Genomic DNA, 22416 nt, shown 5'->3' on the forward strand with positions numbered 1-22416 from the left:
GCCGCCTGGAGGTGCCCGCGGGCGGGCGGGGCGCGGGGGAGCGCTGAGGCGGGCGGAATCACTCCGTCGGACCGATTTGCTTGACGGCGACCCCTTCGCGTACGCTTCCGATGAAGCCAAAGACCGCTGGTCGTTGCCGTGCTCGTGAGGGTGCGGTGGCCGAAGGATCCGCTGAGACGCGGACGACCCGCGCAGGTGACTGTGGATGAGCTCCTGGAATCTTCGTGTTCCGGTCGAGCCACGCCCCGTGCGCCTGCGCCGGGGCGTTTCGTTTTGTTCAGCCCCTTCGGAGCGGTCCTCATCACCCGGAAGGAGGCTGACGCACCATGCCGACGCCCAACAAGGCTGCATCGGTGGCCGAGCTCAAGGACGCGTTCCAGAGCTCCAACGCCGCCGTGCTGACCGAGTACCGGGGTCTCACCGTCGCGCAGCTCAAGACGCTGCGTCGGTCCCTCGGTGAGAACGCCCAGTACGCCGTGGTGAAGAACACGCTGACCAAGATTGCGGCCAACGAGGCCGGGATCACCGCACTGGACGAGCACTTCGCTGGTCCGACCGCGGTCGCCTTCGTCACCGGTGACCCGGTGGAGTCGGCGAAGGCCCTGCGTGACTTCGCCAAGGAGAACCCGAACCTCGTCATCAAGGCCGGTGTCCTTGACGGCAAGGCGCTCTCCGCCGACGACATCAAGAAGCTTGCGGACCTCGAGTCCCGCGAGGTTCTGCTCAGCAAGCTGGCCGGTGCCTTCAAGGGCAAGCAGTCCCAGGCTGCTCAGCTCTTCCAGGCGCTGCCGTCGAAGCTCGTCCGCACCGTGGACGCGCTGCGCGCCAAGCAGGCCGAGCAGGGCGGTGCCGAGTAACTCGGCTCGCACAATGACCCGCGCCGCCCTGGCGGTACGGGTCGACTGCGGGCCGACCGTACGCCCGCCTCACATGAATATCCGGCACCTGCCGAATTAGTGGAAGGATCGCCCATCATGGCGAAGCTCTCTCAGGACGACCTCCTCGCCCAGTTCGAGGAGATGACCCTCATCGAGCTCTCCGAGTTCGTGAAGGCCTTCGAGGAGAAGTTCGACGTCACCGCCGCCGCGGCCGTCGCCGTTGCCGCCCCGGGTGCCCCGGGCGCCGGTGCCGCCGCCGAGGTCGAGGAGAAGGACGAGTTCGACGTCATCCTCACCGGTGCCGGCGACAAGAAGATCCAGGTCATCAAGGTCGTGCGCGAGCTGACCTCCCTGGGTCTGAAGGAGGCCAAGGACCTCGTCGACGGCACCCCGAAGCCGGTCCTCGAGAAGGTCAACAAGGAGGCCGCTGAGAAGGCCGCCGAGTCCCTCAAGGCTGCCGGTGCGGCCGTCGAGGTCAAGTAAGGCCTCTCCGAGTCGACAGACTCCCGCGCACGCGTGTAACGCGTGAGCACTGAAGGGCGATCACCCATGCGGGTGGTCGCCCTTCGGCGTACCCGTGACGGCTGCCTTGCACCCGGCTCGACTGGGAGTATGGTGATCTTCGCCGTGCGCCCCGCAGACTTGGGGGGCCTTGACGAACCGCACGCAGCGCGCAATTCTCAGGACGCGTCGTCACAACGATCCGGATCCGAGGCATGGATCGACGACGGAACGGGCAGTATCGGTGTGCGCCGACGGGCGCGAGGGCCGTGGAGATGAGAACAACGAGGGTCGCGAAAAACTCGCCCTGGACATCAGTGGGCCAAGTGGCTACACTGACCCTTTGCGCTGCCTGTTAGCTGCCCCCTGCCCGTCACCAGGGGCATCCCCATGCACGAGCATCGCTGACCGAACCGCCCTGACCTGGCTCTTTCTCCGGATCAAGGAAAGTTCTGTCCGCGCGCTCAGCGTGGGACCGGTACGCGCGTAGTGAGTCCGAGCCCTCGGAAGGACCCCCTCTTGGCCGCCTCGCGCAACGCCTCGACCGCGAATACGAACAACGGCGCCAGCACTGCCCCGCTGCGCATCTCCTTTGCAAAGATCAAGGAGCCCCTCGAGGTTCCGAACCTCCTCGCGCTGCAGACCGAGAGCTTTGACTGGCTGCTCGGCAACGCCGCCTGGAAGGCTCGTGTCGAGGCCGCTCTCGAGAACGGACAGGACGTCCCCACCAAGTCCGGTCTGGAGGAGATCTTCGAGGAGATCTCCCCGATCGAGGACTTCAGCGGGTCGATGTCGCTGACCTTCCGCGACCACCGCTTCGAGCCTCCGAAGAACTCGATCGACGAGTGCAAGGAGCGCGACTTCACGTTCGCCGCCCCGCTCTTCGTCACCGCCGAGTTCACCAACAACGAGACCGGCGAGATCAAGTCCCAGACGGTCTTCATGGGCGACTTCCCGCTCATGACCAACAAGGGCACCTTCGTCATCAACGGCACCGAGCGTGTCGTGGTGTCGCAGCTGGTCCGCTCGCCGGGTGTCTACTTCGACTCCTCCATCGACAAGACGTCCGACAAGGACATCTTCACCGCCAAGATCATCCCGTCCCGGGGTGCCTGGCTGGAGATGGAGATCGACAAGCGCGACATGGTCGGTGTCCGCATCGACCGCAAGCGCAAGCAGTCCGTCACGGTGCTGCTCAAGGCCCTCGGCTGGACGAACGAGCAGATCCTGCAGGAGTTCGGCGAGTACGAGTCGATGCGCGCCACCCTGGAGAAGGACCACACCCAGGGCCAGGACGACGCGCTGCTCGACATCTACCGCAAGCTGCGCCCGGGCGAGCCGCCCACGCGTGAGGCCGCTCAGACGCTGCTCGAGAACCTCTACTTCAACCCGAAGCGCTACGACCTCGCCAAGGTCGGCCGCTACAAGGTGAACAAGAAGCTCGGCGCGGACGAGCCGCTGGACGCCGGCGTGCTCACCACCGACGACGTCATCGCCACCATCAAGTACCTGGTGCAGCTGCACGCCGGTGAGACCGAGGCGGTCACCGAGTCGGGTCGCTCCATCATGGTGGAGACCGACGACATCGACCACTTCGGCAACCGTCGTATCCGCAACGTCGGCGAGCTGATCCAGAACCAGGTCCGTACGGGTCTCGCCCGCATGGAGCGCGTCGTGCGCGAGCGCATGACGACCCAGGACGTCGAGGCCATCACGCCGCAGACCCTGATCAACATCCGCCCGGTCGTGGCGTCGATCAAGGAGTTCTTCGGCACCTCGCAGCTGTCGCAGTTCATGGACCAGAACAACCCGCTGTCGGGGCTGACGCACAAGCGTCGTCTGAACGCCCTCGGCCCGGGTGGTCTCTCCCGTGAGCGGGCGGGCTTCGAGGTCCGAGACGTGCACCCGTCGCACTACGGCCGCATGTGCCCGATCGAGACGCCCGAAGGCCCGAACATCGGTCTGATCGGTTCGCTCGCCTCGTACGGCCGGATCAACCCCTTCGGCTTCATCGAGACGCCGTACCGCAAGGTCGTCGACGGCCAGGTCACCGACGAGGTGGACTACCTGACCGCCGACGAGGAGGACCGCTTCGTCATCGCGCAGGCCAACGCCCCGCTGAACGACGAGTTCCGCTTCGTCGAGGCCCGCGTGCTGGTCCGCCGCCGCGGCGGCGAGGTCGACTACGTGCCGCCGACCGAGGTCGACTACATGGACGTCTCGCCGCGCCAGATGGTGTCGGTCGCGACGGCCATGATCCCCTTCCTCGAGCACGACGACGCCAACCGTGCCCTCATGGGCGCGAACATGATGCGTCAGGCGGTGCCGCTCATCAAGTCCGAGGCTCCGCTCGTCGGCACCGGCATGGAGTACCGCTGCGCCACCGACGCCGGCGACGTGCCGAAGGCCGACAAGGACGGCGTGGTGCAGGAGGTCTCGGCCGACTACATCACCGTCGCCAACGACGACGGCACGTACACCACGTACCGGATGGCCAAGTTCTCCCGGTCCAACCAGGGCACCTCGGTCAACCAGAAGGTCGTCGTCTCCGAGGGCGACCGCGTCATCGAGGGCCAGGTCCTCGCCGACGGCCCGGCCACCGAGAACGGTGAGATGGCGCTCGGCAAGAACCTGCTCGTGGCGTTCATGCCGTGGGAGGGCCACAACTACGAGGACGCGATCATCCTGTCGCAGCGCCTCGTGCAGGACGACGTCCTCTCCTCGATCCACATCGAGGAGCACGAGGTCGACGCCCGTGACACCAAGCTCGGCCCCGAGGAGATCACCCGGGACATCCCGAACGTCTCCGAGGAGGTCCTCGCGGACCTGGACGAGCGCGGGATCATCCGGATCGGTGCCGAGGTCGTCGCCGGCGACATCCTGGTCGGCAAGGTCACGCCCAAGGGCGAGACCGAGCTGACCCCGGAGGAGCGCCTGCTCCGCGCGATCTTCGGCGAGAAGGCCCGTGAGGTCCGCGACACCTCGCTGAAGGTGCCGCACGGTGAGACCGGCAAGATCATCGGCGTGCGCGTCTTCGACCGCGAGGAGGGCGACGAGCTTCCCCCCGGTGTGAACCAGCTGGTGCGCGTGTACGTGGCGCAGAAGCGCAAGATCACCGATGGTGACAAGCTCGCCGGCCGTCACGGCAACAAGGGCGTCATCTCCAAGATCCTGCCCATCGAGGACATGCCGTTCCTCGAGGACGGGACCCCGGTCGACATCATCCTCAACCCGCTCGGCGTGCCGTCCCGAATGAACCCGGGACAGGTCCTGGAGATCCACCTCGGCTGGCTCGCCAGCCGCGGCTGGGACGTCTCCGGCCTCGCGGACGAGTGGGCGCAGCGCCTGCAGGCCATCGGTGCCGACCAGGTCGCCCCGGGCACCAACGTCGCCACCCCGGTCTTCGACGGTGCGCGCGAGGACGAGCTCGCGGGTCTGCTGCAGCACACCATCCCGAACCGCGACGGCGAGCGCATGGTGCTCCCGTCCGGCAAGGCCCGGCTGTTCGACGGCCGCTCCGGCGAGCCGTTCCCGGACCCGATCTCGGTCGGGTACATGTACATCCTCAAGCTCCACCACCTGGTCGACGACAAGCTGCACGCGCGTTCGACCGGTCCGTACTCGATGATCACCCAGCAGCCGCTGGGTGGTAAGGCCCAGTTCGGTGGTCAGCGCTTCGGTGAGATGGAGGTGTGGGCGCTGGAGGCTTACGGCGCCGCCTACGCCCTCCAGGAGCTGCTGACGATCAAGTCCGACGACGTGACCGGCCGCGTGAAGGTCTACGAGGCCATCGTCAAGGGCGAGAACATCCCCGAGCCCGGCATCCCCGAGTCCTTCAAGGTGCTCATCAAGGAGATGCAGTCCCTGTGCCTCAACGTGGAGGTGCTGTCCTCGGACGGCATGTCCATCGAGATGCGTGACACCGACGAGGACGTCTTCCGCGCTGCGGAGGAGCTCGGCATCGACCTGTCCCGGCGCGAGCCGAGCAGCGTCGAAGAGGTCTGACGGGAGTCCGGTAGGGGCCCGGAAACGGGCCCCCGCCGACCCCTCGACCCCCGTTTCAGACCACAGACTTACAACCCTGAGAGGGATTGACGCATAGTGCTCGACGTCAACTTCTTCGACGAGCTCCGGATCGGTCTGGCCACCGCTGACGACATCCGTCAGTGGAGCCACGGCGAGGTCAAGAAGCCCGAGACCATCAACTACCGCACCCTGAAGCCCGAAAAGGACGGACTCTTCTGCGAGAAGATCTTCGGTCCGACCCGGGACTGGGAGTGCTACTGCGGTAAGTACAAGCGTGTCCGCTTCAAGGGCATCATCTGCGAGCGGTGTGGCGTCGAGGTCACCCGCGCCAAGGTGCGCCGCGAGCGGATGGGCCACATCGAGCTGGCCGCCCCGGTCACCCACATCTGGTACTTCAAGGGCGTCCCGTCGCGCCTGGGCTACCTGCTCGACCTGGCGCCGAAGGACCTCGAGAAGGTCATCTACTTCGCCGCCTACATGATCACGTTCGTGGACGAGGAGCGCCGCACGCGCGACCTGCCGTCGCTGGAGGCCCACGTCTCCGTCGAGCGCCAGCAGATCGAGAACCGCCGCGACGCCGACCTCGAAGGCCGCGCCAAGAAGCTCGAGGCCGACCTGGCCGAGCTCGAGGCCGAGGGTGCCAAGGCCGACGTGCGCCGCAAGGTGCGCGAGGGCGCCGAGCGCGAGATGAAGCAGCTCCGCGACCGTGCCCAGCGCGAGATCGACCGCCTGGACGAGGTCTGGAACCGCTTCAAGAACCTCAAGGTCCAGGACCTCGAGGGCGACGAGCTGCTCTACCGCGAGCTGCGCGACCGCTTCGGTACGTACTTCGACGGCTCGATGGGTGCCGCGGCGCTGCAGAAGCGCCTGGAGACCTTCGACCTCGACGAGGAGGCCGAGCGCCTCCGCGAGATCATCCGTACCGGCAAGGGCCAGAAGAAGACCCGTGCGCTCAAGCGCCTCAAGGTCGTCTCCGCGTTCCTGCAGACCAGCAACAGCCCCAAGGGCATGGTGCTGGACTGCGTGCCGGTCATCCCGCCGGACCTGCGTCCGATGGTGCAGCTGGACGGTGGCCGCTTCGCGACCTCCGACCTGAACGACCTGTACCGCCGCGTGATCAACCGCAACAACCGCCTGAAGCGCCTCCTCGACCTCGGTGCGCCCGAGATCATCGTGAACAACGAGAAGCGCATGCTCCAGGAGGCCGTCGACGCGCTGTTCGACAACGGCCGTCGTGGTCGCCCGGTCACCGGTCCCGGCAACCGCCCGCTGAAGTCCCTGAGCGACATGCTCAAGGGCAAGCAGGGTCGATTCCGTCAGAACCTCCTCGGCAAGCGCGTGGACTACTCCGCGCGTTCCGTGATCGTCGTCGGCCCGCAGCTGAAGCTGCACCAGTGCGGTCTGCCGAAGGCCATGGCGCTGGAGCTCTTCAAGCCGTTCGTGATGAAGCGCCTGGTGGACCTGAACCACGCGCAGAACATCAAGTCGGCCAAGCGCATGGTCGAGCGCGGCCGCACGGTCGTGTACGACGTCCTCGAAGAGGTCATCGCCGAGCACCCGGTCCTGCTGAACCGTGCTCCCACCCTGCACCGCCTCGGCATCCAGGCCTTCGAGCCGCAGCTGGTCGAGGGCAAGGCCATCCAGATCCACCCGCTCGTCTGCACCGCGTTCAACGCGGACTTCGACGGTGACCAGATGGCCGTGCACCTGCCGCTGTCCGCGGAGGCGCAGGCCGAGGCCCGCATCCTGATGCTGTCCTCGAACAACATCCTCAAGCCGGCCGACGGCCGTCCGGTGACGATGCCGACGCAGGACATGGTCCTGGGTCTGTTCTTCCTCACCACGGACGAGGAGGAGCGCGAGGTCAAGGGCGCCGGTCGCGCGTTCAACTCGACCGCCGAGGCGATCATGGCCTTCGACATGGGCGAGCTCTCGCTCCAGGCGAAGGTCGACATCCGCTTCCCGATCGGCACCGTCCCGCCGCGCGGCTGGGTCCCCCCGGTCGCCGAGGAGGGCGAGCCGGAGTGGCAGCAGGGTGACTCGTTCCGTCTGCGGACGACCCTGGGCCGCGCGCTCTTCAACGAGCTGCTGCCCGAGGACTACCCGTTCGTCGACTACTCGGTGGGCAAGAAGCAGCTCTCCGAGATCGTGAACGACCTGGCCGAGCGCTACCCCAAGGTCATCGTGGCCGCGACGCTGGACAACCTGAAGGCGTCCGGCTTCCACTGGGCGACCCGTTCCGGTGTCACCGTGGCCATCTCCGACGTCGTCGTTCCCGAGGCGAAGAAGGAGATCGTCGCCGGGTACGAGGCCAAGGACGAGAAGGTCCAGAAGCAGTACGAGCGCGGTCTGATCACCAAGGAAGAGCGCACGCAGGAGCTCATCCAGATCTGGACCCAGGCGACCAACGAGGTCGCCGAGGCGATGAACGCCAACTTCCCCAAGACGAACCCCATCTTCATGATGGTTGACTCGGGTGCCCGAGGAAACATGATGCAGATGCGGCAGATCGCCGGTATGCGTGGTCTGGTGTCGAACGCCAAGAACGAGACGATCCCGCGTCCCATCAAGGCGTCCTTCCGCGAGGGCCTGTCCGTGCTGGAGTACTTCATCTCCACCCACGGTGCCCGTAAGGGTCTGGCGGACACCGCCCTGCGTACCGCCGACTCGGGTTACCTGACCCGTCGTCTGGTGGACGTCTCGCAGGACGTGATCATCCGCGAGGAGGACTGCGGCACCGAGCGCGGCCTCAAGCTGAAGATCGCCGTCCGCGCCGCCGACGGTTCGCTGCGCAAGACGGACGACGTCGAGACGTCGGTGTACGCCCGCATGCTGGCCGAGGACGTCGTCGTCGACGGCAAGGTCATCGCGCCGGCCAACGTCGACCTCGGTGACGTGCTCATCGACGTCCTGGTCAAGGCCGGCGTCGAGGAGGTCAAGACGCGTTCGGTCCTGACCTGTGAGTCCGCGGTCGGCACCTGTGCCTTCTGCTACGGCCGTTCGCTCGCCACCGGCAAGCTGGTCGACATCGGTGAGGCGGTCGGCATCATCGCCGCCCAGTCCATCGGTGAGCCCGGTACCCAGCTGACGATGCGTACCTTCCACACCGGTGGTGTGGCCGGTGACGACATCACCCAGGGTCTGCCCCGTGTCGTCGAGCTCTTCGAGGCTCGTACGCCCAAGGGTGTCGCCCCGATCTCCGAGGCCGCGGGCCGTGTCCGCATCGAGGAGACCGAGAAGACCAAGAAGATCGTCGTCACCCCCGACGACGGTTCGGACGAGACGGCGTTCCCGATCTCGAAGCGCGCGCGCCTCGAGGTCGGCGAGGGCGACCACGTCGAGGTGGGCCAGAAGCTCACCGCGGGTGCCACCAACCCGCACGACGTGCTGCGCATCCTCGGCCAGCGCGCCGTCCAGGTCCACCTGGTCGGCGAGGTCCAGAAGGTCTACAACTCGCAGGGCGTGTCGATCCACGACAAGCACATCGAGATCATCATCCGGCAGATGCTGCGCCGCGTGACGATCATCGAGTCCGGCGACGCGGAGCTGCTGCCGGGCGAGCTCGTCGAGCGCTCGAAGTTCGAGACCGAGAACCGTCGTGTGGTCACCGAGGGCGGTCACCCCGCCTCCGGCCGTCCGCAGCTGATGGGTATCACCAAGGCCTCGCTGGCGACGGAGTCCTGGCTGTCGGCCGCCTCCTTCCAGGAGACGACCCGAGTGCTGACGGACGCGGCGATCAACGCCAAGTCCGACAGCCTCATCGGCCTCAAGGAGAACGTCATCATCGGTAAGCTCATCCCGGCCGGTACGGGTCTGTCCCGCTACCGCAACATCCGGGTGGAGCCGACCGAGGAGGCCAAGGCCGCGATGTACTCGGCCGTCGGCTACGACGACATCGACTACTCGCCGTTCGGCACCGGCTCCGGCCAGGCCGTCCCGCTGGAGGACTACGACTACGGTCCGTACAACCAGTAAGCGAGCAGTACGACCGGAGGGCGGTCACCCCGTGCGGGGTGGCCGCCCTCCGGCGTTCCCGGACGGACCTGGGCCGGGGCCGGGACCGGGATCAGCGGCCGATCAGCTCCCAGACCGCGAGCAGCACCCCGGTGGACGCGGTGAGCGCGGCCACCGAGGCCAGCGGCCAGCGGGCCCGCTCCAGGGCGTCCAGCCGGGACTCGTGGTCGGCCAGCTGCTTGTCGGTCTGGTCGCTGCGCTGGACGAGCAGGGCGAGCGAGCCGTCGACCCGGGCGAAGCCGGCCTCCAGGGTGCCGCGCAGCCGCTCCAGTTCGACGGCGACCGCCACCGGGCTCGGGTCAGGGTCGTTCATCGGCCGCCTCCGGGAGGTCCTCCGGGCCAGTCGCGTCGGTGTCGCCGGGCAGTACGGGTGCGGTGCGCAGCCAGGACGGCAGCAGCGCCTGGAGGGCGGGGACGGCCATGACCCGGGTGAGGGCCCCGGCGACGGCGAGCGCCCCGGCGACCCAGGGGAGGGTCGCGGGGACGCCCGAGGCGTCGACGAGCGCGGGCAGCACGACGGCGATGCCGACGGCGGCCTGCAGCACGGTGCGGGCCGTGCGCTTGGCGGCTTCGGACATGGGTGGTTCTCCTTGCGTGGGGCTTACTTGACGTACGGGACCTTGAGCGCGTTCCAGGAGGCGCTGCCCGGCCAGCCGTCGGCGTCGGAGCCGGAGAAGCCGAGCTTGCGCTGCCAGGCGGCGTAGGACTGGCGGTCGGCCTCGGACCAGCGCGGGCCCGGGCCGACCTGGTAGCGGCCGCAGCCCTCGGCGATGAGCCGGCGGCCCATCGCGGTGACGACGGGCGAGCTGGGGGCGGCCTTGAAGAAGGCGGTGCCGGGGAACGGCTGGTAGCGCGGCGCGTCCGGCTTGCCGGGCGGGGTGGGCTTGCCGGACGGGGCGGACTTCAGGCGCTTCTGGACCCGGTCGCGCATGCCCGGCATGCCGAAGCCGCGCGGGTCGTTCTTCCAGTCCGACCACTCGGAGTGGCCGATGACGGAGCGGGCGCCCCAGCCGTGGGCGCGGCACAGCGCGGCGGAGACCCGCTCGATGGCGTCGAGCTGGGCGGCCGGCCAGGGGTCGTTGCCGTCGCCGAGGTTGACGCACTCGAAGCCGTAGAAGCGGGAGTTGCCGTCGACGGCGCCGCGGCTGCCCTGGTGCTCGCGCGGGACGGGCGGGCGCACCCCGTACGTCTCGCTGATCACGGCCTGCAGCACGGACGGGTCGCCGCCGCCCGCGTGGTTGGCCCGGCCGGCGGAGACCAGGTGGACGGTGCCGTCCTTGGCGATGACGCCGTGGCACAGCGGGCCGGGCAGGCCCTCGTAGCCGTCGTAGCAGAGCGAGACGCTGTTGGCGGTGCCGCTGGAGACGGTGTGGTGGATGATGACGCCCGCGACCGGGCCCCAGCTGCCGACCTGGTTGCGGTTGTGCGAGCGCCAGCCGCCGTGTTCGACGACGGTGACGCCTTCGGCGCGGAGCGCGGCGACGATCCGGTCCGCGGAGAGGGGAGTGGCCATCTGAGTCCTCCGGGCATGCGAAAGCCCCGGCCGGATCGGCGCGGGGCGGGTGTACGGGGGTGGGGCGGGCGGGCCTACGGGGCCGGGGTCCCCGGGTCCTCCGGGGCGGGGCCCGGCACCGGGGCGCCCGGGGCCCAGGCGGCGCACAGGGCCGCGTAGGCGGCGCGGCGCGCCTCGAAGTCGGCCAGCGCGGCGGCGACGGCCCGCTGGACGGCGGTCGGGTCGGGGACGACCGGGCTGCCCTCGACGCCCTGGACGGCGGCCGTGCCGGAGCCGCGCAGGGCGGCGTCGCCGGCCGGGCCGGCCTCGGCGAACTGGGCGGACACGTACACCGGCGGGTACTCGCCGGTCACCGGGTCGCGTTCGAGCAGGCCGCCGATGGCGTTGTCGTACACGCGGACGCCGATCGTGTGGCCGCCCTCGGTGACGGTGGCGCGGCCCGCGTAGTCGATGGCCACGCCCCAGGGCAGGGTGGGGTCGATGTTCATGGTGAGCTCCTCGGTGCCGGTCAGGACTGGGTGCCGTACATCAGGACGGTCTGGGCGTAGACCGTGCCGCCGCTGGCCATGGCCTGGATCTCGACGTTCATGGTCTTGCCGAACTTGGTCTGGATGTCCCCGGGCAGGAAGTCGGTGCGGTCGAAGGTGCTGCCCGCGGTGACCGGGTCGCCGAACGGGGTGCCGTCCACCAGCACCCGCACGGAGCCGGTCGCCCCGCTGGACGCCCGGGTGTAGAGCGAGATGCGCATCTTCGGCTGCCACACCGGGCTGAAGGACTGGGCGATGGTGGTCCAGGTGGCGCTGGTCGTCTGCGGCCAGCGGGCCTGGTTGGTGTCCTTGGGCGCCAGCAGCTGGAGCCAGGGCCGGGCCAGGCCGCCGGTCAGGATGTCGTCGGCGAACAGCTCGTGGCTGTAGCCGTCGAAGATCCGGATGACCGGCAGCCTGCTGGTGGGGCCGCTGCCGCCCATCAGCAGCACCGGCGCGGTGGAGCCGTCGGCGTTGGTGCGCTTGACGGTGAACTGGCCGTTGACGACCTCGTTCAGCGCCGGGCGGGTGTTGACGGCCGTGGACAGGGCCTTGATCCGGCGCTCCATCTGGTTCAGCCGGTCGATGATGTCCTCGGGCAGCTGGGGCATCAGGCCTCCTCAAGGTAGAGCTCGGCGGTGTCGGGGCGGCCGCGCTCGGGCGGGGTGATCTTCACGCCGACGATCCGGTAGCGGGCGTCCAGGCCCTGGGAGAACCACTCGTCGGTGATGCGGATGCGGGCCACCCGCCCGAGCAGGACGGGCGGCACGATGCCGCCGAGGTGGATGCTGATCTCCGGGATGACCACGGCGCCGCGCGCCGCGTCCAGTTCGGCCTTTGCCAGCGAGTTCAGCACCAGCTGGTCGCTGACCTCGTTGTGGTCCGAGGACAGGTCGATCCGCGGCCAGCCGTCGGTCAGCAGGTCGCTGGCCTCCTGCTCCAGCGAGGCCAGCGGCCGGGACTCGGCGGCGGCGTTGCTGTTGGTGGAGGCGCCGCGGGCGACGGCGGTGGTGCCGCCGCGGGTGGCGTCGTTGGGGAAGGTGTACGACAGGATGGCGCCGGGCCGGTCGAAGAGCAGGTCGGTGGCGCCGGTACGGATCCGGGGCGAGCCGAGCCGCACCTGCCGGATGCGCTCGCCGGTCTCCGGGTCGCGGAAGACCATCACCTGGTACTCGATGCCGTCGTTGGGCGACGCGAGCTGCTCCAGGGCCTCCTGGTAGACGGTCTCGTCCCCGTTGCGCCAGCCGACGGTGCGGGTGACCTCGGAGGGCGGGACCGGCTCGAAGGCGACCTGGAACGCGCTGCGGTCCCGGGTCATCTCCGTCCACAGCCGGCGGGCGATGTCGAACTGCTCGGTGTTGGTGTACGCGATCTCGGTACGGATGCGGCGGCGGCCGGCGTACGAGTCGAAGGTGGCGGCCTGGATGCCCAGGGTGAGCACCCCGCGCCCGCTGGACTGCAGCGTGGTGGTCCAGACGATGCCGCCCCACCACAGGTCGCCGCCGCGCTCCAGGTAGATCGCGGTGCGGCCCTCGCGGACCGCCTTGACGCGCTCGGCGATCTCCTTGTTCGGGATGGGGACGGTGCCCGAGAGGGAGCCCGCCTTGCCGATGTAGTCGTCGAACGAGACGTCCCGCAGCGGCAGGATGTCGAGGGTCTGGTCGGTGATCAGGTCGCAGAAGATCGCCCGGTAGGGCGTGTCGATGGCCATGGCGGCCCCTCCCTGGGTCGGGCGTCCTACTGGACGAAGGTCGCGGAGACGCGGATGTGGCGGTCCTTGGCCAGCGCGCCGTTGGAGGACCAGGTGCGCAGGGTGACCGTGCCGTTGGCGTTGATCCAGGCGGCGCCGCAGCCGAAGCCGTCGCTGGCGGTCGCCTCGAAGTCGCCGGCCGGGCGCCAGCCCGCGGGCAGGGTGCACAGCGGCTCGTCGTTGATGTTGCCCGCGCTGTTGGCGTCGACCTGGGCGCCGGTGCGGTTCACCAGCACGGTGACGGTGCACAGGCCGCCCTTGGTGCGGCGGCCCGAGAAGCTGGTGACGGCCCAGTTGGCGAGCGCGGTGGCGCCGGAGGTGACGGCCTCCACCTCGACGGGCGGCTGGTAGTTCACCCAGGCGCTGCCGTTCCAGCGCTGCAGCACGCCGTTGTTGTCGCGGAACTGGCCGGTGTAACTGCCCGTGGAGATGGCGCCGTTGGCGGCGATGCCGCCGACCTCGCGCGGGTAGGCGACCCAGGCGGTGCCGCTCCAGCGCTGGAGGTAGTGGGCGTTGTCGTTGTCCTGGTACTGGCCCGGGTAGCTGCCGGCCACGCCCGCGTTGCCGTACACCGGGACGATGCCGCCGCTGGCGACCACGGTCCTGCGCAGGTCGACGGCGGGGGTGTTGGCCCAGTCGATGCCGCCGGTGCCGGCCGACGCGCCCTTCTTCACCGTGATCTGCGCCAGCGCCAGCGCACGCGCCGGGACCGCCGGGGCGACGGGGGCGGCGGCCGGGGTGCCCCGGACGACCTCCACGGCGACCTCGTACTTGCCCAGGGCGTCGACGTCGTTGTCGTACACGCGCAGCACGACCAGGTCGACGCGCGGGTTGAGCGGGTCGCCGTCGGCGAGGGTGAGGGTGCGGTCCTCGTCGAGGGTGACCGGGTAGGCGCCGTCCTTGGTGTCGCCCTGGATGACGGCCCGGCCGTGGTAGACGGTCACCGTCATCGGGCCGGTGCCGTTCACCCACAGGCTGCCGATCTGGTACTTGCCGTCGTAGGAGCCGGGCAGGATGCCGGAGCGCACCGTCAGCGGGTTGACGGGCGTGGTGGCGCCGAGCGCGGTGAGGCGGGTGTCCTGGCGGTTCTGGCCGGTGGGCGCGAGCCAGCTGGTGCGGATGGGCATGGGGGTCTCCTGTCGGTGGGCGCGGCTCAGTACTGCGGGGTGACCTGGATGAAGCTGTTGTCGAACCAGGCGCGCAGGTTGGCGTTGCTGGTGCGGTAGTACGAGGTGAGCGTGTACGTCGCGCCGGGCGTCAGGCCGGTCAGGCGCTGGGTGGTGGAGGTGGAGATGCCGCCCGTCGCGTCCGCGCCCTTCGACGCCAGGACCGCCAGCTCGTCGTTGAGGTCGCGCACCACGGTGGTGTCCTGGGTGAGGCGCAGGCACATGAAGGCGGTGCCGGCCACGTTGGTGGTGCCGCTGTTGAGGACCAGCGACATGCGGGAGCCGAAGGTGAGGAGCGCCGTCCTGCTCTCCGGCGCGGTGAAGCTCAGCGCCAGCACGCTGGCCCGCTCGGTGAGGGCGGTCGCGTAGGTGGTGGACAGCGTGTAGCCGGCGTCGAGGTTGTCGGCGAAGTACGGACCCGGGTACGCCGGGGCCCACTTGGCGCCGTCCCAGCGCTGCAGCGGACCGGCGCCGGTGGCCCGGTACTGGCCGGGGTAGCTGGCCTGGAGGGTGGCGGCGGAGAGCGGCACGATGCCGCCGACGGCCGAGGAGTACGAGACCCACTGGCCGCCGTCCCAGCGCTGGAACTGCCCGTTCTCGGTGTCCTGGTACTGGCCCGGGTAGGCGCCCGGCGCCACCACCGGCGCCTGCACCGGCAGGATGCCGCCGACCGCCACGATCGAGCTGCGCAGGTCCTTCAGCGCGGTGTTCCACGGGATGCCGCCGTTGCCCGCGCTGGCACCGGCCGGCACCAGCACCTCGTACAGCGGCAGGCTGCGGTCGGGGACGGCCGCGGCCACCGGGGTCTGGGCGGGCACGCCCCGGACGACCTCGACGACGGCCTCGTTGCGGTTGCTGCCGTCGTAGAGCTTGTCGTAGACCCGCAGGACGACCAGGTCGACCCGGCCGTACTGGGCGTCGCCCGGGGCGAAGGTGACCTGCTCGGGTGTGGGCAGGGACACCGGGTAGGCGCCCTGCGCGACGTCGCCCTGGATGACGGCGCGGCCCTCGGTGACGGTCGCGGTCATGGCGGAGGCGCTGGTCATCCAGAAGCCGGAGAGCCGGTACTTGCCGTCGTAGGAGCCCGGCAGGATGCCGGAGCGCACCTTCACCGGGTTGACCAGCGTGGTGGCGCCGATCTGGTTGAGGCGGGTGTCCTCGCGGGTCTGGCCGGTCTCGGCGACCCAGCTGCTGCGCAGGTTCATGGGGATCTCCTGTCGGGAGGTGTCGGGAGGGAGGGGTGGCGGCCGGGGGTCACCACTCGGCGTCGCGCCAGCTGACCGTCATCAGGGCGTCCGGCGTCGACTCGTCGGGGCGGAAGGACAGCTCGGTGCGGCCCGGCTCCAGCAGGAACAGCTCCTCGGGACTGGAGTCGGCCATCGCGGTGTGGCGGCGGGACGCGGTGCCGTTGAGCAGCACCGTGCCGTTGGCGGTGTCGACGGTCAGCTCGTCGCCCGCGGCCAGGTCGATCGCGTACCGCAGCCGGCGCCTGCTCACCCGCTCGGTGACGGTGGGCACCGAGCACGGGCCGCGGAAGGTGATCACCGGGTGGGTGGGTGCCGAGCCGGTGTTCTCGGCGACGGCGTCACCCGTCGACGTGGCCTGGCCCCAGTTCAGGGGCCAGACCAGCGGCCAGGTCAGGCCGGACTCCGGCTGTGGCGGGGCGGTGGCGGCGGTCCGGTCCAGGACGGAGTAGCGGCGCGGGTCGGCGGCCAGCCACTGGATCGACATCCGGGTGCTGGCCTGGGTGGCGAAGCCCTGGTCGGCGGGGACGACGCGCTGGGCGATCCGGGCCCGCACGGTGAGCAGTTCGCCGTGCAGCCGCACGGTCAGCCAGCGCTCCTCCTCCAGCAGGCCGAGCGCCTGGCGCAGCGCGCGGAGGGCGGGGGCGGCCTCGTCGGAGTCGGGCAGCAGCACGATCGTGCCGCCGACCTTGCGCGGCTTGGCGTAGCGGGAGCCGGGCCAGGCGCCGTGCGAGGTGGGCCGGTCGGCGTCGGAGGAGTCGTACTCCGGCAGGTCCTCCCAGCCCTGCAGGCCGGTGCGGTCGACGGCGTACGGGGTGCCGGGGCCGATGAGCAGCCCGGCCCACTGGATCTGCCCGTCCTGGGTGATCAGCGAGCCGGGCGCGAGGTCGGCGGTGAAGTCGCTTCCGGCGTACGGGGTTGCGGTCTCGGCCATGGGGCCGTCACCTCACTTCTGGAGGGGTGGGCGGGGCGGGGTGTGGGCGGCGCGCGGGGGCGGCGGGTGGTGGGCGCGGTGGCCGGGGCGGTGGTGGTCGGCGGTGGTGGGCGCGCGTGCCGCGGGTGCGGGGGCCGGTGCGGGTGGGCGCGTGTGCCGCGCGGGGTGCCGCGGGTACGGGGCCGCTGCGGGTGCCGCGTACTGCCGTGCCGTCGTGCCGTGGGGCCGTCGTGCCGTGGGGCCGTCAGGCGTACGCCGTCGCGAGGAAGAGCAGGTCCTCCGCGGTCGACCGGGGGCCGGCGCCGGGGTCCTCGCGGAACTCCTCGATGCGGCGCGGCGGCCGGGGCGCCTCGGTGAGGGCGGGGACGCGGCGGTTCTCCAGGACGGTGAGCGGGTCGATGCGCGGCGCCGCGTCGGCGCCGGGGAAGACGACGCCGCCCTCGGCGAGCATCGGGATCTTGGGGATGTCGACGCCGAACTTCTTGCCCAGGAGGTTGAAGCTCAGCTTGTTGAGGCCGTCGATGATCCAGTTGGCGAAGGAGATGAGGCCGCTGATGGGGCCCTTGACGACGCCGAGCACCGCGCTCAGGCCGCCCTTGACCAGGTCGCCGATGCCGCTCAGGGCGCCGCCGACCGCGTCCTTGGCGGTCCGGAAGAAGCCCGGGACGGTGCTGGTGAAGAAGGACAGGAACGGCTGTACGGCGCTGCGGATGCCGCCCATGGTCCGGGAGGCGATGCCGCGCAGGGCGTTGGAGGCGGTGGTGACGGAGGACCGGGTACCGCTGAACCCGTTGACGGCGGAGCCGAGGACCTTCAGGACGCCGGTGATGACGGCGAGGTAGCCCCTGAAGTACGTCCCCACGGCCGTGCCGACCAGCTTCATGAGCGGCTGCAGGAAGTTCCAGACGGACTGGAAGCCCTTGAGGGCCTGCTGCATGACCTGGCTCATGATCCGCTGGCCGGTCTCGGAGTTCATGGCGAACTCGATGAGGGCTGCCGCGACGGGCAGGATGATGCCGACGAGGAAGCCGAGCGGATTGGCCCGCATGGCGACGTTGACGGCCATCATGGCGGCCGCGGCGATCGTCATGACCGTGCCGTACTTCTCCATGAACCCCACCACGACGTCAGTGAAGGGGAGCAGGGGTACGAGTGCGGAGAGGGTCGCGGCGACGGCGCCGCCCAGAGTGGTGAGCAGCGACCGGGCCCGGTCGCTGCGCTGTCCGAAGGACTTGACCCCGCCGGGGGAGGAGGACTTGCCGAGCCGCGTAACGGAGCCGCCGGCAGAGGACGCGCCGGAACGCAGCTGCTGTGCGGCGCCAGCTGCCCCGTTCGCCTCCCGGGCGAGGCGGGTGGCCTTGCCGTTGGTGGCGTTGGTGGCGGTGCGCAGGTTCCTGAGTGAGGCGGTGGCCGAGGCGGCGGCAGAGCGCAGGCCGCCCAGAGCGGCGCCGCTCCCTGCGAGCAGGCCGCCGCTCGTGAAGATCGGCGTCAGCCCCGCGGCCTTCATCCGCGTGCCTTCGCCAGGTACATCAGGGCGTCGGCCGTGGACTGCGGGTCACTGGTGCGGGCCGCGTGGTAGTGCTCGATGTGCAGCCCGGCGCCGACGCCCTGGCCGGACTGGATCTGCGCGCTCATGCGGGCGCGGCGGGCGGTGAGGGCCAGCAGCCGGTCCAGCTTGGACAGTGGCAGCACGGCCTCGGCCTCGCCGGCCTCGGCGAGGATCGCCGGGACGCCGCCGCTGCGCGGCATCACGACGCCGCCGGTGGCGAGCATCGGGATGGTGGGGATGCTGACGCCGAAGGTCTTGCCGCCGACGAGCGGGACCCAGCCGGGGACGCTGACCTTGACCCGGTTGAGGCTGCCGATCATCCGGTTGACCATGCCGATCACGGCGTTGATCGGGCCGGACACCCCGCTCTTGATGCCGTTGAACGCCCGGGACGCGATGTCCTTGAGGCCGTTCCAGATGGACGACATCTTGTCCTTGACCGCCTTGAAGGCGTTCGGGACCGCGGACTTGATCCAGTTGACCACCGGGGTGATCACGGACTTGATGCCGTTCCAGACGCTGCTGATGACGGTCTTGATCGCCTTCATCACCGTGGTGATGACGGTCTTCCAGATGGTCACGTACGTCTTGACGACGGTGGCGACGGCCTTGACGACGGTGGAAATGGCCGACTTGATGCCGTTCCACACGGTCTTGATGAGCTGACCGGCCTTCTTCATGATCGGGCCGATCGCCTTCATGACCGAGCTGATCACGGTCTTGATGACGTCGAAGGCCTTCTTCATGATCGTCTGCATGGTCTTCGAGCGGGTCGCCATCTCGACGACCTTCTCGATGAGCGGCATGAAGAGGTCGAGCAGACGGGCGAGGAAGTTGCCCTTCATGGACTTGTTGAGCTTGTCCTGGCCCTTGGAGGCCTTGCCTGCTCCGGACTCGTACTTCCCGAGCTTGCCGCCGGCGGACTCGCCGGTCTTGCCGGCCTTCGTCATGGACTTCTCGGCCTGGTCCGTGGCGGTCTTGAGGCTCTTGAGCTGGGAGGCGGAGGACTGGGCGGAGGACTTGAACTGGTTGACCTTCGACGAAGCCGTGTTCGCGCCGTTGCCGACGCGGCTGACGGCCTGGGCGCCCTGGTCGGCACTGGACTTGAGGGTGCGCAGGGCGGAGGAGGTCTGGGTCAGGGCACTCTTGAGGGACATGGTCACCTGGTTTCAGCTGGGGAAGGGCGGCGGGTGGGGAGCGGGTGAGGTGACGGGTCCTAGCCGATGAGGGCGTGCGCCGTCTCACCGACGGCTTCGCGCAGCTTGTTGAGGGACTCGTCCGCAACCCTGTTGCCCTCGGTCTTCCACTTGTCCTTGAGTGTCTTCTCATCGGCCATGAACTGCTTGGCGTTCGTGAACCGCTTGGAGGCCTCTTTCTCGATCTTCTGCGCCTCCTTCTTGGCTTCACGGAGTTCCTTTTCGGCCTTTTCGGAGAGTTTCTGTGCCTTCTTATAGGCCTTCTCCGCCTCCTGGAACTCCCGGAGGCTGTCAGCAGTGAGGGACGCGCGCATTCGGGACCGGGCCGCGGCCAGTTCCTCCCCGCGGCGTTCTGTTACGGCGTTCGCACTGGTCGAACCCGCGGCCGCGCGCTGAAGGCGGGCGACGGCAGAGTTGATCTTTTCCTGCTGGTCCATCAGCTTGCGGACGCTGCTCTCCGCCTTGAGGTTCGCGGCCTTGGCGGGGTCGGCCCACGGCCAGCCATGGCGCTGGCGGCCGTTGATGGTGATGCCCTTCTCGTCCATCTTGAACCAGGTGTAATCGATCTTGATGAGGCTCGCGCCGATCGAAAATGCGGCGAGTCCCGAAAGCTCCGCCTTCAGGAGCGTCATGTCGGTCTTCATCGCGGTGAACGAGGAGGTCCACCCGTATGCGGCTTCCTTCGTGCGCTGATAGTCGGCCGGATCGGCCCAGGTCAGGTGCTTGACGACCCAGGTTTCGAAGGCGTTGCGGGGGGAGGGAGGTGTTGGTGCTGCCATGTGCGTTCCTCGATTCGGGAAGGCGCGTCGAGGGCCCCGAGAACACCGGAGCCGCCTGCCCTGGAGGGCAGGCGGCTCGTGCGGGCGGCGGGAGGGGCCGCAGGCGCGGTGTGCGTGTTCGCGGGCCGGGCGCGCGGTGCGGTCCGGCGGTTCAGCGGCGGCGGAACTCCGTCAGGGCGTCGTTCCAGCCGGCGGTGTAGGCGCGGAGCTCGCGAGCTTCGATCTCGGCGTCGAGGGTGGCGAGGAGTGCGCGCTTGTCGAGGGGACCGGGGCTGCGGAGCAACACGTTGAGTCGATCGTGGAGCGTGCTCCCCGTGCGGCTTCCCCCGGTCTGAGACGTCATGGTGCCCTGCCTTCCGGCGATCGAACTGGTGTGCGAAGCATTGTCGAACATTGGTTCGGGCTTGTCGAGCCGGATAGATCTCACGGCGTGTCTTCAGGCCAGTCACCCAGTGGGGTTGGGCCCTCACCGGGCTCACATGTTCGACCGGGGTACCCTGAAGAACGCGTTCTCGGACCTGACACAGTCCGGGACGATGTGGCGCGAGGGGCGCACGGGGGACCCCAGGGGGCTGGAAGGCAGAGCTGACGCATGGAAACGGAGCCGGGAGGCAACCGGCGGGAGCGGGCCGTCGACTGGCTCGAAGCCCATCCCGATCTGCCTCACCTCTTCGCGCGCATCGCCGAGCTCGTCCACGTCGGCGGGTACGCCCCGGAAGACCTCGTGGTGCTGCCCCGCGCCGAGGTGGACCGCCGGGAGACCTCGGGCTTCACTTCGGGGTGGGCCGAGGCCGTGTCCGACGAACTCCCGCGCATACGACGGGAGTACGAGAAGCGCGTCGCCGACGCCTACGCCCAGGGGCAGGGTGACGCGCGCGGCACGCAGCGCCCCCAGCGCCGTACGGACACCTCCGCGCAGCCCGACGGGGCCCGTGTCATACGGCTCCCCTTCGCCCGGCTCCTGGAGCCCCCGGCCGTCGTGGTGCAGGCCGAGGAGCGCGTCCGCAGGGAGCGCGAACGGTTCGAACAGGGGCCCGTCCACGACTACGCGCCCGAGTCCGGGCAGCAGCCGGACCGCGAGCGCGACCCGGAGCCGGACCCGGATCCAGGGCCCGACACCGCCGAGCCCGAGTCCGAGCCCGAGGTCCTGGTCACCGCCCAGGAGAGCCGTGCCCGCCGTACCGCCCAGCCGGTACGCAAGGTCGTCCGCGGCAAGGGCGGGCGCCCCATCGTGCCGCCCCTCGACGGCGCGCCCGGACAGCCGGGCGGCGCCCCCGAGCGGCGCGGCGGCGAGAGCGGTCCGCCCGACGGGCGCACCGGTGCGCGCGGACGCCGGCTCTCCGACCGGGCCAGGGCCCTGGAGCAGGACCTGGCCGCCGAGCGAGCACAGGAAGCGCCCCCGGAGCCCACTCCCTGACGGGAACGGGCTCCGGGGGCCTCGGGGTGGTGCGTCAGCCGAAGAAGCGCGCGAGGGCGAACGGGGAGATCGTCTCGGTCTCCTCCGTGTCCGTACCCTCCGCGCCGTCCTCGGCGTCGTCGTCCTCGTCGTCGGACGTCCCCGGACGCGGGACGGGCGTCGGGTAGTCCGGCTGGTCGTCGTCCTCACCCGTGTTGACGCACTGGAACATCCAGTTGGCGACGGCCAGGTGGTCCGTCACCGCCGCCAGCAGGTGGTCGGTGACCGACCACTCCGCGGCCTCGCCGTGCAGCTCGCGCTGCACCGCGGCGTCCCGGGGGAGGTGCTTGACCAGCAGCATCAGGCGCCTGCTGGACAGTTCACCGCGGTGCCAGTCCAGCAGGTCCGTCCCGTAGTAGCGGAGCAGGTCCGCCTCGAGGGCCTCGGCGTGTTCGTCGACGAACTCGACGAGGCTCAGTCTTCCCCCAGGCCGAGCCCGGTCTCCTTGCCGTAGGCCTCCAGGATCGCGGCGACGTCCTGCATGGTGATGTCGTGCTCCTCGAAGCGGGCGTACTGCTCCTCACCCATCAGGAGTTCGAGCAGGCCGTCCACGTCGTTGTCGTCCAGCTTGCGCAGGTTCTTCGCGGTCCTGCGGGACAGCTCGGTGGGAAGCGTGTAGGACTCGCCGTCCAGCTCGAAGGACCAGGTGCGACCGTGGGCCTCCTGGCGCTGGGCGCGAGCGGCGTTGACGTCGAAGCGGGTCATGGGATGCGTACTCCTTGGTCAGGTGCGGAGAAGGGTGAGGAGGGGGAGCGGGGAGGGGTGGGGCGGGGGGGGGGGGGGCGCCCCCCCCCCCCCCGGGGGGGGGGGGGGGGCCCGCCCCCCCCCCCCCGGGGGACAGGAGGGGGTGGAAAAAGAAATAGGCCACCCGCGCGGCAGCGCGCGG

20 protein-coding genes are annotated in these 22416 nt (G+C 69.8%); 5 read left to right on the top strand and 15 right to left on the bottom strand.

All coding sequences use genetic code 11. The annotated features are described in order from the left end of the window. The first annotated feature begins 326 nt into the window (after positions 1–326). The 4 genes from rplJ to ABT160_RS26115 all read left to right on the top strand — a co-directional run bounded on the left by rplJ (position 327) and on the right by ABT160_RS26115 (position 9380). Positions 327–857 (top strand): 50S ribosomal protein L10, encoded by a 531-nt coding sequence (rplJ, locus tag ABT160_RS26100; RefSeq protein WP_351650232.1) that lies wholly within the window; start codon positions 327–329, stop codon positions 855–857. A gap of 117 nt (positions 858–974) precedes the next feature. Then, positions 975–1361, top strand: a complete 387-nt coding sequence (rplL, locus tag ABT160_RS26105) for a 50S ribosomal protein L7/L12 (protein WP_351650233.1) — start codon at positions 975–977, stop codon at positions 1359–1361. Positions 1362–1898: 537 nt separating this feature from the next. Further along, positions 1899–5384 carry a DNA-directed RNA polymerase subunit beta gene (gene rpoB, locus ABT160_RS26110; protein ID WP_351650234.1) on the top strand — a complete coding sequence of 1162 codons (3486 nt, stop codon included), beginning with the start codon at positions 1899–1901 and terminating at the stop codon, positions 5382–5384. A gap of 96 nt (positions 5385–5480) precedes the next feature. Further along, entirely contained in the window at positions 5481–9380 is a 3900-nt protein-coding gene (locus ABT160_RS26115) for a DNA-directed RNA polymerase subunit beta' (RefSeq protein ID WP_351650235.1), read from the top strand. Between the two features lie 91 nt (positions 9381–9471). Here ABT160_RS26115 and ABT160_RS26120 read toward each other — a convergent pair whose 3' ends face one another. The 13 genes from ABT160_RS26120 to ABT160_RS26180 form a co-directional block, all read right to left on the bottom strand. Beyond that, on the bottom strand, positions 9472–9732 hold the full coding sequence (locus tag ABT160_RS26120) for a hypothetical protein (protein WP_351650236.1): 261 nt from the start codon (positions 9730–9732) through the stop codon (positions 9472–9474). After that, the gene (locus ABT160_RS26125; RefSeq protein WP_351650237.1) at positions 9719–9997 is read right to left on the bottom strand and encodes a hypothetical protein; all 279 of its coding nucleotides are present in this window, start codon (positions 9995–9997) and stop codon (positions 9719–9721) included. Before ABT160_RS26125 ends, ABT160_RS26120 begins: the two co-directional genes overlap by 14 nt. A gap of 23 nt (positions 9998–10020) precedes the next feature. Then, on the bottom strand, positions 10021–10932 hold the full coding sequence (locus tag ABT160_RS26130; protein WP_351650238.1) for a peptidoglycan-binding protein: 912 nt from the start codon (positions 10930–10932) through the stop codon (positions 10021–10023). A 74-nt stretch (positions 10933–11006) separates the two neighbouring features. Next, positions 11007–11420 carry an ATP-binding protein gene (locus tag ABT160_RS26135; protein ID WP_351650239.1) on the bottom strand — a complete coding sequence of 138 codons (414 nt, stop codon included), beginning with the start codon at positions 11418–11420 and terminating at the stop codon, positions 11007–11009. Between the two features lie 20 nt (positions 11421–11440). Next, the gene (locus ABT160_RS26140; RefSeq protein ID WP_351650240.1) at positions 11441–12067 is read right to left on the bottom strand and encodes a hypothetical protein; all 627 of its coding nucleotides are present in this window, start codon (positions 12065–12067) and stop codon (positions 11441–11443) included. After that, positions 12067–13167: a hypothetical protein gene (locus tag ABT160_RS26145; protein ID WP_351650241.1), complete on the bottom strand. Its 1101-nt coding sequence runs from the start codon at positions 13165–13167 to the stop codon at positions 12067–12069. Before ABT160_RS26145 ends, ABT160_RS26140 begins: the two co-directional genes overlap by 1 nt. Positions 13168–13193: 26 nt before the next feature. Beyond that, positions 13194–14333 carry a hypothetical protein gene (locus ABT160_RS26150; RefSeq protein ID WP_351650242.1) on the bottom strand — a complete coding sequence of 380 codons (1140 nt, stop codon included), beginning with the start codon at positions 14331–14333 and terminating at the stop codon, positions 13194–13196. A gap of 26 nt (positions 14334–14359) precedes the next feature. Beyond that, positions 14360–15577 carry a hypothetical protein gene (locus ABT160_RS26155; RefSeq protein WP_351650243.1) on the bottom strand — a complete coding sequence of 406 codons (1218 nt, stop codon included), beginning with the start codon at positions 15575–15577 and terminating at the stop codon, positions 14360–14362. 49 nt (positions 15578–15626) lie between these two features. Next, positions 15627–16550 carry a phage distal tail protein gene (locus ABT160_RS26160; protein WP_351650244.1) on the bottom strand — a complete coding sequence of 308 codons (924 nt, stop codon included), beginning with the start codon at positions 16548–16550 and terminating at the stop codon, positions 15627–15629. A 244-nt stretch (positions 16551–16794) separates the two neighbouring features. Further along, the gene (locus ABT160_RS26165) at positions 16795–18057 is read right to left on the bottom strand and encodes a tape-measure protein (RefSeq protein ID WP_351650245.1); all 1263 of its coding nucleotides are present in this window, start codon (positions 18055–18057) and stop codon (positions 16795–16797) included. Next, complete coding sequence (locus ABT160_RS26170; protein ID WP_351650246.1) at positions 18054–19256, bottom strand: phage tail protein; 1203 nt, start codon at positions 19254–19256, stop codon at positions 18054–18056. The genes ABT160_RS26165 and ABT160_RS26170 overlap by 4 nt, the downstream gene beginning before the upstream one ends. 59 nt (positions 19257–19315) lie before the next feature. Next, entirely contained in the window at positions 19316–20074 is a 759-nt protein-coding gene (locus tag ABT160_RS26175) for a hypothetical protein (protein ID WP_351650247.1), read from the bottom strand. 151 nt (positions 20075–20225) lie between these two features. Further along, a complete protein-coding gene (locus ABT160_RS26180) occupies positions 20226–20360 on the bottom strand; it encodes a hypothetical protein (protein WP_351650248.1) in 135 nt (44 codons plus the stop codon). Positions 20361–20666: 306 nt separating this feature from the next. Between ABT160_RS26180 and ABT160_RS26185 the strand changes: the two genes are divergently transcribed. Then, entirely contained in the window at positions 20667–21491 is an 825-nt protein-coding gene (locus ABT160_RS26185) for a hypothetical protein (RefSeq protein WP_351650249.1), read from the top strand. A gap of 34 nt (positions 21492–21525) precedes the next feature. Here the strand turns inward: ABT160_RS26185 and ABT160_RS26190 are convergent, their stop codons facing one another. Together ABT160_RS26190 and ABT160_RS26195 are read right to left on the bottom strand one after the other, a co-directional pair. After that, positions 21526–21831, bottom strand: coding sequence for a hypothetical protein (locus tag ABT160_RS26190; RefSeq protein ID WP_351650250.1), 306 nt, complete (start codon positions 21829–21831; stop codon positions 21526–21528). Between the two features lie 113 nt (positions 21832–21944). Then, positions 21945–22235: a hypothetical protein gene (locus tag ABT160_RS26195; protein WP_351650251.1), complete on the bottom strand. Its 291-nt coding sequence runs from the start codon at positions 22233–22235 to the stop codon at positions 21945–21947. Between the last annotated feature and the right edge of the window lie 181 nt (positions 22236–22416).

Source organism: Streptomyces sp. NPDC001941 (assembly GCF_040296945.1).
Lineage (GTDB): Bacteria > Actinomycetota > Actinomycetes > Streptomycetales > Streptomycetaceae > Streptomyces.